Annotated in this window: 8 protein-coding genes; 5 read left to right on the forward strand and 3 right to left on the reverse strand. The window is 69.1% G+C overall.

Going from position 1 to position 15,106, the window contains the following annotated elements; all coding sequences use genetic code 11:
• Positions 1–76 precede the first annotated feature (76 nt).
• Positions 77–286, reverse strand: coding sequence for a cold-shock protein (locus EDC22_RS13045; protein ID WP_132807116.1), 210 nt, complete (start codon positions 284–286; stop codon positions 77–79).
• A 385-nt stretch (positions 287–671) separates the two neighbouring features.
• Here EDC22_RS13045 and EDC22_RS13050 point away from each other — a divergent pair, with 385 nt between their 5' ends.
• From EDC22_RS13050 to EDC22_RS13070, 5 genes are all read left to right on the forward strand, one after another.
• Positions 672–2,216 (forward strand): Do family serine endopeptidase, encoded by a 1,545-nt coding sequence (locus tag EDC22_RS13050; RefSeq protein WP_207903777.1) that lies wholly within the window; start codon positions 672–674, stop codon positions 2,214–2,216.
• A gap of 128 nt (positions 2,217–2,344) precedes the next feature.
• Positions 2,345–3,025: a response regulator transcription factor gene (locus tag EDC22_RS13055; RefSeq protein ID WP_132807118.1), complete on the forward strand. Its 681-nt coding sequence runs from the start codon at positions 2,345–2,347 to the stop codon at positions 3,023–3,025.
• An 88-nt stretch (positions 3,026–3,113) separates the two neighbouring features.
• Positions 3,114–4,577, forward strand: a complete 1,464-nt coding sequence (locus tag EDC22_RS13060; protein WP_132807119.1) for an ATP-binding protein — start codon at positions 3,114–3,116, stop codon at positions 4,575–4,577.
• A 202-nt stretch (positions 4,578–4,779) separates the two neighbouring features.
• Positions 4,780–6,537 (forward strand): methyl-accepting chemotaxis protein, encoded by a 1,758-nt coding sequence (locus EDC22_RS13065; protein ID WP_165926902.1) that lies wholly within the window; start codon positions 4,780–4,782, stop codon positions 6,535–6,537.
• 180 nt (positions 6,538–6,717) lie between these two features.
• Positions 6,718–9,672: a bifunctional [glutamine synthetase] adenylyltransferase/[glutamine synthetase]-adenylyl-L-tyrosine phosphorylase gene (locus tag EDC22_RS13070; RefSeq protein WP_132807121.1), complete on the forward strand. Its 2,955-nt coding sequence runs from the start codon at positions 6,718–6,720 to the stop codon at positions 9,670–9,672.
• A gap of 68 nt (positions 9,673–9,740) precedes the next feature.
• Here the strand turns inward: EDC22_RS13070 and EDC22_RS13075 are convergent, their stop codons facing one another.
• Together EDC22_RS13075 and pepN are read right to left on the reverse strand one after the other, a co-directional pair.
• Entirely contained in the window at positions 9,741–12,074 is a 2,334-nt protein-coding gene (locus EDC22_RS13075; protein WP_132807122.1) for a PAS domain-containing sensor histidine kinase, read from the reverse strand.
• Between the two features lie 363 nt (positions 12,075–12,437).
• Positions 12,438–15,077 carry an aminopeptidase N gene (gene pepN / locus EDC22_RS13080; protein ID WP_132807123.1) on the reverse strand — a complete coding sequence of 880 codons (2,640 nt, stop codon included), beginning with the start codon at positions 15,075–15,077 and terminating at the stop codon, positions 12,438–12,440.
• Positions 15,078–15,106: the final 29 nt, after the last annotated feature.

The raw sequence follows: 15,106 nt of genomic DNA on the forward strand, positions 1-15,106 counted from the left end.
CCGGTCCGCCGCCCGTCCGGGCGGCGCTACCGGGTCCCTGGACGTCAGGCTGCCCGACCGATGCCGGGCGGCGGTGTCACAGGGCGCGCAGGTTCGCGGCGGCAGACTTGCCGCTGCGGCGGTCGATGGCGACCTCGAACGACACCTTCTGGCCCTCGACCAGCGGCTGCATGCCGGCCGCCTCCAGCGCGGTGGCGTGCACGAACACGTCCTTGCCGCCGCCATCAGGCTGGATGAAGCCGTAGCCCTTCTGGGTGTTGTAGAATTTCACGGTTCCTGTCGGCATTGCGATCTCCTTCGAAAACGCAAGATCACGGGTGCACGCCCATCGCGCAACCCAACCATCCGAAGTCAGCGTTGTCTTGGGATCCGCCCCGACGAAGGGCAGCCGGCAAGCCAGGCTAAGTATTCGAACTGCGCGGGAATCTACAACGCGTCCCCGGACTTGGCAATTTGGAAGATTGACCGGAGTTCGGTCATCCGCCGCCGGGCCGCCGGAGTCGCCTCGGCGCCGCACCAGGCGGGGTCGCGGCGGCGCCGACCTTACCGACATTTCCCGACCTTACCGACATTTAATGCCCCGGACAGGCGGCGGTAATGAGCCCCGACCCATATTCGGCGACGAAACGGGCGGACCCCGCCCTGCGAGAGGAACTGAGGAGCATATGCCTATGTCGGGTCACAGCACCCCAACTTCTGTCCGCCGGCTCCGCTCGGCCCTGCTCGGCGGCGCGGCGGCGCTGGCGATCGTCGGTGCCGCGGCCGGTACGACGATTCTCAATCCGCCAGTCGCCACAGCCAAGGACATCACCGCGCGGGTCCAGTCGACCGCGCCGTTCGACTTCGCCGATCTTGTCGAGGCGGTCCGGCCGGCCGTCGTCAGCGTCGAGATCGAGCGCCCGGCCACGCCGGCCGCGGTCGCCGGCGGCGCGCCGGACATGCCGCAGATGCCGGGTTTCGACGACCTGCCTGAGGACCACCCGCTGCGGCGCTTCTTCCATGAGTTCGAGCAGCGCTTCGGCGAGAACCGCGGCGATCGCGGCGGCGAGCAGCACGGCCAGCCGCGCCGCGGTCCCGGCATGATGGGTCAGGGTTCCGGCTTCATCATCTCCGAGGACGGCTACGTGGTGACCAACAACCATGTCACCAGCGGCGCCGGCAAGATCACCGTCAAGTCGATTGACGGCAAGTCGTATGAGGCGACGCTCGTCGGCTCCGACGCCCGCACCGACCTCGCCCTGCTGAAGATCGAGGCGGACGGGCCGCTGCCCTACGTCTCCTTCGCCAAGGAACGTCCGCGCGTCGGCCAGTGGGTCGTTGCGGTCGGCAATCCGTTCGGTCTCGGCGGCACGGTGACGGCCGGCATCGTCTCGGCCGACGGCCGCGACATCGGCTCCGGCCCCTACGATGATTACCTGCAGATCGACGCGCCGGTGAACCGTGGCAATTCCGGAGGCCCGACCTTCAACATCAATGGCGAGGTCATCGGTGTGAACACGGCGATCTTCTCGCCGTCGGGCGGCAATGTCGGCATCGCCTTCGCCATTCCGGCCTCGGTCGCGGTGCCGGTGATCGAGCAGCTCAAGGAGCACGGCATGGTCAGCCGCGGCTGGCTCGGCGTGCAGATTCAGCCGGTGACCGAGGACATCGCCGACAGCCTCGGTCTCGACACGGCCAGCGGGGCGATCGTCGCCTCGACGCTCGACTCCGGGCCTGCCCGCGCGGCCGGTATCAAGTCCGGTGACGTGATCCTGTCGGTCAATGGTCAGCCGGTGGCCGATGCCCGCGACCTCGCCCGCAAGATCGGCAACCTGAAGCCCAACGCCAAGGCCGAGCTCGGCATCTGGCGCGACGGCGACCTGCGGACGATCTCGGTCGATCTCGGCGCCCAGCCAGGCGATCCGCAGCGGGTCGCGGCCGCCCCGGCGCTCGAGCGCGATGCGCTGGCGAAGTTCGGCCTCGCGGTTGCGCCGGCCGATGACGACAACGGCGTCGGCGTGCGCATCGTCGAGGTCGATCCCGACAGCGAGGCCGCCCGCAAGGGCCTGCAGGCCGGCGACGTGATCGTCGCGGCCGGCGGGGCCGAGATCGACGCCCCCTCCGACCTGGCCGAGGCGGTCCGTACCGCCGAGGAGAAGGGTCGCAAGGCGGTACTGTTCCGTGTCCGCTCCGGCGACAGCGAGCGCTTCGTCGCGCTCGCCTTGCCGAAGGCATGAGCAGGAACATGGAACACGGTAACGGGACGGTGCGGTCTCCTCTCGCCCCCGCCGCTCAACTGTCCCGTGCGGCAGGCTGGCACGCCCAGCCTGCCGCTTCGCCGCGGGTTCGGGTAAGCTCCCGGCCCATGAAGATTCTCCTGATCGAGGACGATCGCGAGGCCGCCCAGTATCTGGCCAAGGGCCTGCGCGAATCCGGGCATACGGTCGATCTGGCCGCCGACGGGGACGAGGGCTACGACCTCGCCGCCACGGGCAACTACGACGTGCTGATCGTCGATCGCATGCTGCCCAGGCGCGACGGCCTGTCGATCATCACCCAGCTGCGCGCCGAGCACGTGTCCACCCCCGCGCTGATCCTCTCGGCGCTCGGCGAGGTGGACGACCGGGTCAAGGGCCTGCGCGCCGGCGGCGACGACTATCTCGCCAAGCCGTATGCCTTTTCCGAACTGGCTGCCCGCGTCGAGGCGCTCGGCCGCCGCCGCGGCCCCTCCGATGCCGGCACCGTGCTCAGGGTCGGCGATCTCGAACTCGATCGCCTGGCCCATCGCGTCCAGCGCGCCGGCGTCAACATTCCCGTGCAGCCGCGGGAATTCCGCCTGCTCGAATACCTGATGCGCAATGCCGGCCAGGTGGTGACCCGCACCATGCTGCTCGAGCACGTCTGGGATTATCACTTCGATCCGCAGACCAACGTCATCGACGTCCACATCTCGCGCCTGCGTGCGAAAATCGACAAGGGGTTCGACCGTCCGCTGCTGCACACCGTGCGCGGCGCCGGCTACGTCATCCGGGACGGCGAGGATTAGCCGGCGCGCCCCCTTCGCCGGCGCGAGGTCTGCCCGCTTCTCCACCGGCTGATTGCCGATTGACCGTCGGCATGCTTCAACACGTCCCATGCTCGAAGCCCTCAAGCTGCTCAGGTCGACCGCGTTCCGGCTGTCGCTGGTCTACCTGGCGGTGTTCGCCGCCTTTGCGGGGCTGCTGATCGCCTATCTGTCGTGGAACACCTGGGTGATCTTCACCCAGCAGCTCGATTCCACCATCGAGGCCGAGGTGCAGGGGCTGGCCGAGCAGTATCGTCTCGGCGGCGTCCTCCGGCTGGTCCAGGTCATCGACCGGCGCACCCGCAATCCCTCCAGTTCGCTCTACCTGGTGCAGGATCCGCAAGGTAACCGCATCGCCGGCAATGTCGCCTCGGTGCCGGCGGCGACCTGGGAGGCGGAGGGGCTGGTCCGCATCAGGTACACGCCGTTCGAGGAGAGCTCCGGCAAGACCTACGAGGCGGTGGTGCGGGTGTTCGACCTGATCGGCGGCTTCCGGCTGCTGGTCGGCCGCGACGTCGAGGAGCGCCGCCACCTGCAGGAGATCGTCTGGCGCGCGACGCTGCTCGCCGTGGTGCTGATGATCGTGCTCGGGGTCGGCGGCGGCTACTACGTCTCGCGCCGCATCCTGGCACGGATCGACGCGGTCGCCGAGACCAGCCGCACCATCATGGCCGGAGACCTGTCGCAACGCGTGCCGCTGTCGGGATCGGGCGACGAGTTCGACCGCCTCGCCGAGAGCCTGAATGCCATGCTCGACCGCATCGAGCGGCTGATGCATGGTCTGAAGGAGGTCTCCGACAATATCGCCCACGATCTCAAGACACCGCTGACACGGCTGCGCGGCCGGGTCGAGGCGGCGCTGCGGGCCGACCCCTCCGAGCAGGGCTACCGCGAGGCGCTGGAGCAGACGATCGAGGAATCCGACCGTCTCATTGCCATCTTCAACGCGCTGCTGATGATCGCCCGCGCCGAGGCGGGCGCGGCCGGGGTGAGCTTCGCGCCGGTAGACGTCGCTGCGGTGGCCCGCGATGTGGTCGAGCTCTACGAGCCCGCCGCCGAGGAGGCCGGTATCGGTCTCGTGATCACCGGGAGCGAGCCGGTCCGGGTCCTCGGCAACCGTGAACTGATCGGTCAGGCGATTGCCAATCTCGTGGACAACGCGCTGAAGCATGGCAGCGCCGGACGAGCGGGTATTGCCACCGACCCGGACGGATCGGGCGGGGGCTGCGGCGCGGTCCGTGTCTCCGTGACCATCGCCGACGGCAAGGCGAGGATCGCCGTGGCCGATAGCGGTCCCGGCATCCCCGAGGCCGACCGGTCTCGGGTCGTCGAACGCTTCGCGCGGCTCGAGGCGTCGAGGTCGGCGCCCGGCGCCGGGCTCGGCCTCGCGCTGGTCGCCGCCGTCGCCCGTCTGCATTCCGGCGAACTCGCCTTTTCGGACGGCAATCCGGGTCTCGTGGCAACGCTGGCGCTGCCGCTGGCGCCGGCCGGCGAGGCGGCGTCGGGGCAGGGCAGCCCGCCCGTTCGTGGCTGATTGCCTTACGGCAGTATTACGTAGAGGAAGATCGGCTTGCGAACGTGTTCGCGGCCGCCGCAACTGTCGACGATGCGGAATATCTGATCTCCGGCTTGCGGCAGGACGGCATTAACGATTCCGTCAGCAACCTATGTTGTCGTTTCTGCAGGGGCTCAACTTCCGCGTCCACCTTCCGGACAGGGGCAGATCCTTGGCTGTCATGCCGCAGTTCGTCCGCGAGGCGGCGGGACGGGAGCTCGTCGGCGCATCGGAGGAAGGAAAGATGCAGTATGGACTGATGGACAGGATGTCCATCGCGAAGAAGCTCGGGTTTCTCATCACGGCGATGGTCCTCGCCATCGCCCTCGTAGGCGTTGTCGGCCTCATCAACATTCGCGCGATGAAGGGGCAGATCGACGAGATCGGCGGCAACTGGCTGACCAGCATCGAGACGATGGGCCGTCTCGCCAACGAGACCCAGTCGCTGCGCGGGCATGTCACAGGCCATCTGCTCGACCGGACCGCCGAGGCGAAGCGGACGCGCGACTCGCGCATCGCCCTAAGACTGGAAGCGATTCGCGGCCTCGAGGCGGCCTACGAGAAGCTGATCGTGATGCCCGAGGAGCGGCAGTTGTTCGAGCAGCTCAAGGCGGCGATCGCCGACTATGTCCGCGAGGCGCGGCCCGCCCTCGAGCTGTCGAGCCAGCAGCGCATCGAGGAGGCGGCGACCGTCGTCGAGGAGAAGCTCAATCCGATCGGCGACCGGATCGGCGCGCTGATCCGCGATCTGACCGCCTTCAATTCGCGCGAGGCCGAGAAGGCGCGGGCAACGGCCGACGGCGTGGCGGCGTTTGCCGTCGTGACGGTCATCGGGCTGGTGGTGGCGGTGGGCGTGCTCGCCGCCGGCTTCGGCTGGATGATGATCCGCCGCACCTCGCGCGACATCGACCGGATCCTCGCGCCGATGACTCGCCTGTCGCAGGGCGATCTCGACGCCGAGGTGCCGTTCCGCGGGCTCGACACCGAGGTCGGCCGCATCGCGGCGGCGCTGCAGGTGTTCAAGGATGCGCTGATCGAGAAGCGGCGCGCCGACGAGCTTGTCCGCGTCGAGAACGAGGCCAAGCAGCGCCGCGCCGAGATGCTCGACCGCATCACCAGGGACTTCGAGGCGGCGGTCGCCGGCGTGCTCGATGCGGTGACGGCGGCGACCACCGAGCTTCAGGCCACTGCCGGCGCGATGTCGTCCACCGCCGACGAGACCAATCGCCAGTCGATGACGGTGGCCGCCGCCGCTGAGCAGGCCTCGACCAATGTCCAGACGGTCGCCTCGGCGGCCGAGGAACTGTCGGTGTCGATCGCGGAGATCAACCAGCAGGTCTCCAAGTCGGCCAGCATCGCCGGCCGCGCCGCCGAGGAGGCGGAACGGACCAACGAGACGGTCCGGACGCTCGCCGATGCCGCCCAGAAGATCGGCGACGTCGTCAGCCTGATCAACGACATCGCCAGCCAGACCAACCTGCTGGCGCTGAACGCCACGATCGAGGCGGCACGCGCCGGCGAACTCGGCAAGGGCTTCGCGGTGGTCGCGGCGGAGGTGAAGAACCTCGCCAGCCAGACCTCGCGCGCGACCGAGGAGATCGCCGCGCAGATCGCCGGCATGCAGGGCGTGACGCAGGAGGCGGTGGCGGCGATCAACTCGATCTCGGCGACGATCGGCGAGGTCAATGCGATCGCCACCTCGATTGCCAGCGCAGTCGAGGAGCAGGGTGCCGCCACCCAGGAGATCGCCCGCAACGTCCAGCAGGCCGCGTCCGGCACCACCGAGGTCTCCGCCAACATCTCCGGCGTCCGCGAGGCCGCCTCCGAGACCGGCGCCGCCGCCCAGCAGGTGCTCGGCGCGGCCGAGGAACTGGCCCGTCAGGCCGATGGTCTGCGCCGGCGGGTGGGCGACTTCCTCTCGCAGGTCAAGGCAGCCTGATCGGCCTTGCCGATGGCTTGGCCGCCGGGCATTCGTGTCAGCGCCTGCCCGGCGGCGGTCGTCGCACGACGTTCCGAGAATTCAGACACACGGTAGCGCAACCATCTGGCGGCCGCGGCGATTTGCGGTAAAAGTCCCCGCCATGGGAAATCTGCGACGAAGCGGGCCGGATCTCGCCGGATGAACCGCCCGACATCTGCGACCCGCCGCTCCGCCGGTCTCGCCGACCGGCTGAAGGAACGACCGCTCGTCGTCGACGAGGCCGCGGCGGCGGGTTTCCTCGACGATCTGCGGACCGCCGCGCGCGCGGCGAAGTGCCGCAAGCTCGCCGCGCGGCTGAAGGACGACGGTCTGGCGGAATTCCTCAAGGGCGTGCTCGATGGTTCTCCCTGGCTGAGAGGCCTGCTCGTTGCCGATCCCGCCATGGCCGAGCGCGTGCTGACGGCCGATCCGGACAGCCACCTTGCCCGGCTCACCGCCGAGCTTGCCGGTGCCGTCGGCGCGGCGGAGGGCCGCGACGCGGTGATGCGGCTGCTCAGGCTCTACAAGGCCGAGGCGGCATCGCTCATCGCCCTCGCCGATCTGGGCGGTGTGTGGACGGTCGACCGCGTCGTCGAGGCGATGACCGCGGCAGCCGATGCAACCGTTTCCGCGTCGGTCGACTGGCTGTTGCGCGCGGCCGCCGCCCGCGGCGATCTCGATCTCGCCGATCCGGCGCATCCCGGCGCGGGCAGCGGCTGGATCCTGCTTGCCATGGGCAAGCACGGGGCGGGCGAGCTCAACTTCTCCTCCGACATCGACCTGATCGTCTTCTACGATGCCGCCCGTTGCCACCTCGCCGATCCGGACGAGGCCGAGAAGCTGTTCGTGCGGCTGACGCGCGATCTCGTCAGGCTGATGCAGGAGCGCACCGGCGAGGGCTATGTATTCCGCACCGATCTGCGGCTGCGACCCGATCCGGGTGCCACCGCGGTCGCGGTGCCGCTCGATGCGGCGCTGCAATACTACGAGAGCCTGGGCCAGAACTGGGAGCGCGCGGCGATGATCAAGGCGCGCCCCTGCGCCGGCGACATCGAGGCCGGCGAGCGCTTCCTGCACGAGATCGCGCCCTTCGTCTGGCGCAAGTACATGGACTTTGCCGCGCTCGCCGACGTGCACGCGATGAAGCGGCAGATTCATGCCCACAAGGGCCATGCGAAGCTGGCTGTGGCCGGCCACAACCTGAAGCTCGGCCGCGGCGGCATTCGCGAGATCGAGTTCTTCGTGCAGACCCAGCAGCTCATCACCGGCGGTCGCCATCCCGAATTGCGGACCCGCCGCACGCTCGAGGCGCTCGATCGTCTGGCCGAGGGCGGCTGGATCGAGCCGAGGGCGCGGGACGATCTGGCTTCGGCCTACCGCTTCCTGCGCCGGCTCGAGCACCGGCTGCAGATGGTTGCCGACGAGCAGATCCACTCCCTGCCCGACGATTCGGAGACGCTGACGCGCTTCGCGAGGTTCGCCGGGTTTGCCGATGCCGATGCCCTGTCGCAGGCGCTGCTGACGCACATGCGCAGCGTCCAGGGCCATTACGCCAACCTGTTCGAGGACGCCCCGACGCTGAGCGGCAGCGCCGGCAGCCTGGTCTTCACCGGCGACGACGACGATCCCGAGACGCTGGAGACGCTGACGCGCATGGGCTACCGCCAGCCCAGGGAGGTGACGGCGGCCGTCCGCGCCTGGCATTTCGGCCGTATCCCCGCCACCCGCAGCGCCCGCGCCAAGGAGCGCCTCACCGAACTGACGCCGGCCCTGCTCGAGGCGCTGGCGGAGACGCCGAACCCCGATGCCGCCTTCAACGCGTTCGATCAGTTCGTCGGGCGCCTGCCCGCGGGGGTGCAGCTGTTCTCGCTGCTGTGGTCGAACCCGCATCTGCTGCGGCTGCTGACGGTGATTCTCGGCACCGCGCCCAGGCTTGCCGACCTGCTGCAGCGCCGCCCGCGGGTCTTCGCGGGGCTGCTCGAGCCGGATTTCTTCGACAAGCTGCCCGGCCGCGCGGCGCTGCGCCGGCGCCTCGACGAGACGCTCGCCGAAGCGACCGGCTACGAGGATGCGCTGGACCGCGCCCGCATCTTCGGCCAGGAGCAGGTGTTCCTGATCGGTGTGCGCATCCTGTCCGGTACGGTTTCGGCGGCGGATGCCGGCGGCGCGTTCACCCGCCTCGCCGAGGTGCTGGTCGACCGCCTGCACGAACTGGCCGCCGGCCACCTCGCCGAGAGCCACGGCCGGATCGCAGGCTCCGATGCCGCGCTGGTGGCGATGGGCAAGCTCGGCGGCGCCGAGATGACGGCGGGATCCGATCTCGACCTGATCCTGCTCTACGATTATGCCGGCGACGAGCCGCAGTCGGACGGCCGGCGGCCGCTGCCTGCCTCGCAATACTACATCCGGCTGACCCAGCGGCTGGTCGCGGCACTGTCGGCGCCGACCGCCGAAGGCAAGCTCTATGATGTGGACATGCGGCTCAGGCCATCCGGCCGTGCCGGTCCGCTCGCCACCCATCTCGACGGCTTCGCCGCCTACCAGGCCGAGGAGGCCTGGACCTGGGAGCACATGGCGCTGACGCGGGCGCGGGTCATCAGCGGTCCGCAGCCGCTCGCCCGCCGGATCGAGGCCGTGATGGCCGGCGTCCTGAAGGCGCCGCGCGATCCGGTCAGGTTGAAGGCCGATATCGTCGAGATGCGCGAGCGCATCCAGCGCGAGAAGGGCAGCGACGATCCCTGGGAGATCAAGCTGGTGCGCGGTGGCCTCATCGATATCGAGTTCATTGCCCAGTACCTGCAACTCGCCCACGCGGCGGACAATCCGGAGATCCTGTCGCAGAACACCGCCGCCGCGCTCGCCGCCTGCCGCCGTGCCGGACTGTTGACGCCGGCCGATGCCGAGGTGCTGGAACCCGCCTGCGGCCTCTATCACGCCCTGACGCAGGTGCTCAGGCTCTGTCTCGACGGGCCGTTTGATCCGCAGGCGGCCCCGCGCGGCCTCGATCATCTGCTCTGCCGGGTCGCCGACCTCCCCGACCTTGCCCGCGTCGAGGCCCATCTCAGGGACACGCAGTCCCGCGTGGTGGATGTGTTCCGGCGGCTGCTGGGGTAGGTTCGCCCGAGCGCTCGTCGCAGCGGCCCGGAAGGGGCAGCCGCCTTTGGCGGCCGCCTGCCTTCGACTCACGCCGCTGCGTCGGCGGCCGGGTCGAGCTGGCCCTCGATGAAGGCTCCGACGTCGGCGGCGGCGATCCGTGCGGGCTGCGGCTCCTTCGGCAGCCGCACCGTGACGATCGTGCCCTTGCCTTCGGTGGAGCGGATGCGCAGGGCGCCGCCGTGCAGCTCGACCAGCGAGCGGGCGATCGCCAGGCCGAGGCCCGAGCCCTTGTGGGATTTGGTCAGCAGGTTCTCGACCTGCACGAAGGGCTGGCCGAGCTTGCGCAGCTCGTGCTTGGGAATGCCGATGCCGGTGTCCTCGATCGAGATGGTGATCCCGCCCGACACGGCCCGCGCCCGGACCTTGATGGCGCCATCGGCCTCGGTGAACTTCACTGCATTGGCAAGCAGGTTCAGGAGGATCTGCTTCAGCGCCCGCCTGTCGCCGCGCAGGCCGAGATTCTCGCCGATGTCGATCGAGGTGGTGATGTTCTTCTCCTGCGCCCTGAGCGACATCAGCCTGAGGCAGTCGTTGGCGATCTCGCCAAGATCGACGTCCTCGACCTCGAGCTTGTAGCGGCCGGCCTCGATCTTGGACATGTCGAGGATGTCGTTGATGACGTCGAGCAGGAACTGGCCGCTCATCCGGATGTCGCGGCAGTATTCGACATATTTCTCCGAACCGAGCGGGCCGCAGGTACCGGTCTCCATCAGTTCGGAGAAACCGATCACGGCGTTGAGCGGCGTCCTGAGTTCGTGGCTCATGTTGGCGAGGAACTCGGACTTCGCCTTGTTGGCCATTTCCGCCCGGGTCTTTTCCTTGGCGTAGCGTTCGGCGAGATCGACGAGCTGCTGGGCCTGCAGTTCCAGTGTCTGGCGGGAGCGGCGCAGGTCGGCGACGGTGCCGAGCAGTGCCCGCTCGCTTTCGAGCAGCTTCTCCTCGTGCTGCTTCAGGGCGGTGATGTCGGTGCCGACGCTCACGAAGCCGCCATCCTTGGTGCGTCGCTCGCTGATCTGCAGCCAGCGACCGTCCTCGATCTGCGCCTCGTAGAGCCGGCCGACGCCGTTGGCGCCGCCGGAGCTCTTCTCGTCGATCCGCACGATCGGCTGGCGGCTGTGCTGCATCACCGTCTCGTACGGCGTTCCCGTACGCACCACCGAATCCGGCAGCCGGTGCAGCTCCTGGTACTTGGAATTGCACATCACAAGGCGGTTGTCGGCGTCCCACAGGACGAAGGCCTCCGAGGTCGTCTCGATCGCATCGCGCAGCCTGAGGTCGGCGGTAGCGCTGCGCTCGGCCAGCTCCTTCTGCTCGGTGACATCGACGGCGATGCCGACCAGATGGCGTTCGCCGGTGCGCGGGTCGACCGAGATCTCGGCGCGTGCGCGCATCCAGATCCACGATCCGTCGACGTGGCGGGCGCGGAAGGTGAGATCGACATGCCCGGCCGGCTGTTCGGCGAGCGTTCTGGCCAGCCCGTACAGATCGATGTCGTCGGGATGCAGCAGCGCCGACATGTCGCCGATCGACAGCGCCCGGTCGCCGCCCTCATGTCCGAGCATCTCGAGCATCGACCCCGACCAGAAGATCCGCCCGCGCGCCACGTCCCAATCCCACAGTCCGCAGCGGCCCTGGCGAAGCGCCCGCTCCAGCCGCTCCTGAGCGCCCTTGTGGGTCTGCTCGAGCCGCCGGATCTGGCTCGTCTGCCAGTGGAAGCCGAGGCCGACCAGCAGCAGTGCCAGGGCGGTGGTGACGAAGACGGTGGTCGGCAGAGCCGCCGCGTTGCGCCAGACGGCGGTAATGGTGCCGATCGGCGCAACCACTGCGATCGAACCGAGCGGCGCGGCGAGATGGCGGACGGTCACCAGAAAGCTGTCGCCGGCCTGAGACTGCACCCGGAACACCCCGGCCCGCGCACCGAAGGTGCTGAGCGGCTGGGCGGCGCCGAGCAGCTCGGCGAGGCCGGCGGGCTGGCTCGCCGATTCGAGCGGCAAGCCGGCGACGATCTGGCCGGACGGATCGGCCAGCAGGACCTGCAGGCCGTTCGACAGGGCGATGCCGGATACCGCCTCGTCGAGCGCGGTCTGCGCATAGGCGATGGTGGTGTCGACGGGCTCGCCGGCATAGGCGTTGGCCATTCGCGCGGCGATCAGGTCCGCGATCAGGCTCATCTCGCCACGCACCTGCGTGTCGGCGTCGTCGAGCGCGCGGATGTTGACGACCACCGCCGCAGCGACCGTCACCAGCACCATGATCACCAGCAGCGGCGCCACCAGCCGGCGTATCACCGGCTCGGATCGCTGAAGCCGCTCATAGGTCGGCCGGACCAGATCGCCCAGTATTTCTCGAACGCCGGACAATACCTCATCGAGGCGCGAAACGCGCCTTGCGGACGCCGTCCGCTGCATATCGACCCCCTTCGGAAAGCCACCGGTGTGCCCGCACCGGAAGCGCCGCATTTCTTCCCGAATCGGTCTATTCGAATCAAATACAGGGCGATTTGTCCAGCAGCGACAGCTTCACCGGTTACGGTTTCTTAACGGTGAGTCTTTCCGACAACTTGCGACTCGGCGGCGTGTTGCCGGGGCACGGCACAAGATGTGATCGGCATATCTGTCGATCTCCCGACATCTGGTAGATTCGGTCAGGGTCGGCCCCGAAATGTGGGGGGGCGTGCGCCGGGCGCCGGCCTGCCGCGAAGGCCCGCGGCTATCCGGACGGCCTCACTCGAGGCTGCGGCGCACGATGTCGCTGGTGTCGCGCGACAGCCCGTCGAGGCTGGCGATGCGCTCCAGCTCCGCCCTGGCCGCCGCGCGGCGTACAGGCTCCAGCACCCGCCAGCTCCGGAAGGCCGACAGCAGGCGTGCGGCAAGCTGCGGGTTCGAGCGGTCGATCTGCGTCGCCACCTCGCCGAGCAGCCGGTAGCCGGCCCCGTCCGGCCGGTTGAACTGGGCGGGGTTGCCCGACGCGAAGGCGCCGATCAGCGCCCGCACCCGGTTCGGATTGGACAGCGCGAAGGCGGGGTGGCGCATCAGCTCGATGACCCGGCCGAGCGTTGCCTCGCCGGGCGCCGTTGCCTGGATGGTGAACCACTTGTCGAGGACCAGCGGGTCGTCGCGGTAGCGGTCGTGGAAGGCCGCGAGCGCCGCTTCGGCCGCCTCGGCACCGGCCCGCACCAGGATCTGCAACCCGGCGAGCCGGTCGGTCATGTTGTCGGCATTGCGGAAATGGCGCTCCGCCATCTCGATGTCGGCGGCATCGCCGGTGGCGCTGAGCAGCGAGAGGGCGGCGTTGCGCAGCGCCCGCCGTCCGGCCGCTGCGGCGTCGGGCGTGTAGGGGGCGTTCAGCGCGAGCCCGCCATAGAGGGCGCGAAGCGTATCGGCGAGACTTGCCCCGATCAGGCCGCGCAGCCAGTCCTCGGCCGCGTGGATCGCGGCCGGATCGACCTCGCGGCCGATGTCGCGGGCTATGTCGGCCTGCGTGGGCAGATGCAGCGCCTGGGCCCGGAACGCCGGATCGAGGTCGGCAGACTCCGCCGTCCGCCGCAGCGAGGCGAGGAACCGCGCGTCCGCTGCCGGCGCGCCGCCCGCCCGGATCGCCGCCTGCGCATCCGTCAGCAGTCGTGTCGCGACGCTCTGCAGCGCCTGCCAGCGGTTGAACGGGTCGCTGTCGCGGGCCGCCGCGAACAGGAGGTCGTCGTCGTCGAGATTGGTGGTGAGCTTCACCGGCGCCGAGAAGCCGCGCAGCAGTGAGGGCACCGGCCGCTCGGCGAGACCGCGGAACACGATTCGCTGGCGCGCCGCGCGCAGTTCGATCAGATCGCCGGTGACGCCGTCGCCTTCGACAACGGCCGGCTGCATGTCCCCGCCGCTGCCGATCAGACCGAAGCGGATCGGGATCACCATCGGCTGCTTGACCGGCTGGCCCGGCGTCGGCGGGCAGCTCTGCTCGAGCGTCAGTTCGTAGCTCGACGTGCTGGCATCCCAGCGGCCGGTGGCGGTAACCTCCGGGGTGCCGGACTGGCTGTACCACAGCTTGAACTGCGTCAGGTCGCGGCCGCTCGTCTCGGCGAAGCAGGCGAGGAAGTCCTCGATCGTCGCCGCCTCGCCGTCATGGCGGGCGAAGTAGAGGTCCATGCCTGCCCGGAACGCCGCGTCTCCGATCAGCACCTTCAGCATGCGGATCACCTCGGCGCCTTTCTCGTAGACGGTCGCCGTGTAGAAGTTGTTGATCTCGCGATAGCTCTCCGGCCGCACCGGATGGGCGAGCGGCCCGGCGTCCTCGACGAACTGGTGCGCCTTCAACGTCCTGACGTCCGCTATGCGCTCGACCGGTCGCGAGCGCATGTCGGCCGAGAACTCCTGGTCGCGGAACACGGTCAGCCCCTCCTTCAGACAGAGCTGGAACCAGTCGCGGCAAGTGATGCGGTTGCCCGTCCAGTTGTGGAAGTACTCGTGGGCGATGATCGCCTCGATATTGGCATAGTCGGCGTCCGTCGCGGTCTCGGGGCTTGCCAGCACGTACTTGTCGTTGAAGATGTTGAGGCCCTTGTTCTCCATCGCCCCCATGTTGAAGTCGGACACAGCGACGATGTTGAACACGTCGAGGTCGTATTCGCGGCCGAACGCCGTTTCGTCCCAGCGCATCGAGCGCTTCAGCGCGTCCATCGCGTAGCCGCAGCGGTCCTCCTTGCCGCGTTCGACATAGATGCCGAGATCGACCGTGCGGCCCGATGCGGTGACGAAGGTGTCGCCGACCCGTCCGAGGTCGCCCGCCACCATCGCGAACAGGTAGCAGGGCTTCGGATGCGGGTCGTGCCAGACCGCATAGTGTCGGCCGGTGCCGGCGATGTCCCCGGACTCGACCGGGTTGCCGTTGGCCAGAAGCACCGGCGCTGCGACCTTGTCCGCCTCGAGCCGGACGGTGAACACCGCCAGCACGTCCGGCCGGTCGGGATAGAAGGTGATGCGCCGGAACCCCTCCGCCTCGCACTGGGTGCAGTAGATGCCGTTCGAGCGATAGAGCCCCATCAGCCGGGTGTTGGCCGACGGGTCGACCGCGGTGGCGATCTCCAGAACCGCGGCGGTGTCGGGCATCGACGCGATCGACAGTCCGCTCTCGTCGAGCCGGTAGTCGCCCGCCGCCAGCCTCCTCCCGTCGAGCTTCAGCCAGACGAGTTCGAGATCCTCCCCGTCGAGCCGCAGCGGTCCGCCGCCGCCGGCCGGATTGGGCCGGATTGCCAGCCTGGTCAGGATCTCGGTGCGTGCGGGATCGAGACGTACATCCATCTCGACCGTATCCACCAGCCAGGCCGGCGGCCGGTAGTCCTCGAGACGGATGACGGGGGCCTGGTCCTTGGCCATGACGGTGAAGCTCTCCTGCGGGACGACAC

Origin of the sequence: Tepidamorphus gemmatus, assembly GCF_004346195.1 — a bacterium.
Taxonomy (GTDB): domain Bacteria; phylum Pseudomonadota; class Alphaproteobacteria; order Rhizobiales; family Tepidamorphaceae; genus Tepidamorphus; species Tepidamorphus gemmatus.

Bases quoted from the DNA above. Each gene is read 5' to 3' on its own strand.
- EDC22_RS13045 (WP_132807116.1), bottom strand. From the start codon at position 286: ATGCCGACAGGAACCGTGAAATTCTACAACACCCAGAAGGGCTACGGC.
- EDC22_RS13050 (WP_207903777.1), top strand. From the start codon at position 672: ATGTCGGGTCACAGCACCCCAACTTCTGTCCGCCGGCTCCGCTCGGCC.
- EDC22_RS13055 (WP_132807118.1), top strand. From the start codon at position 2,345: ATGAAGATTCTCCTGATCGAGGACGATCGCGAGGCCGCCCAGTATCTG.
- EDC22_RS13060 (WP_132807119.1), top strand. From the start codon at position 3,114: ATGCTCGAAGCCCTCAAGCTGCTCAGGTCGACCGCGTTCCGGCTGTCG.
- EDC22_RS13065 (WP_165926902.1), top strand. From the start codon at position 4,780: ATGCCGCAGTTCGTCCGCGAGGCGGCGGGACGGGAGCTCGTCGGCGCA.
- EDC22_RS13070 (WP_132807121.1), top strand. From the start codon at position 6,718: ATGAACCGCCCGACATCTGCGACCCGCCGCTCCGCCGGTCTCGCCGAC.
- pepN (WP_132807123.1), bottom strand. From the start codon at position 15,077: ATGGCCAAGGACCAGGCCCCCGTCATCCGTCTCGAGGACTACCGGCCG.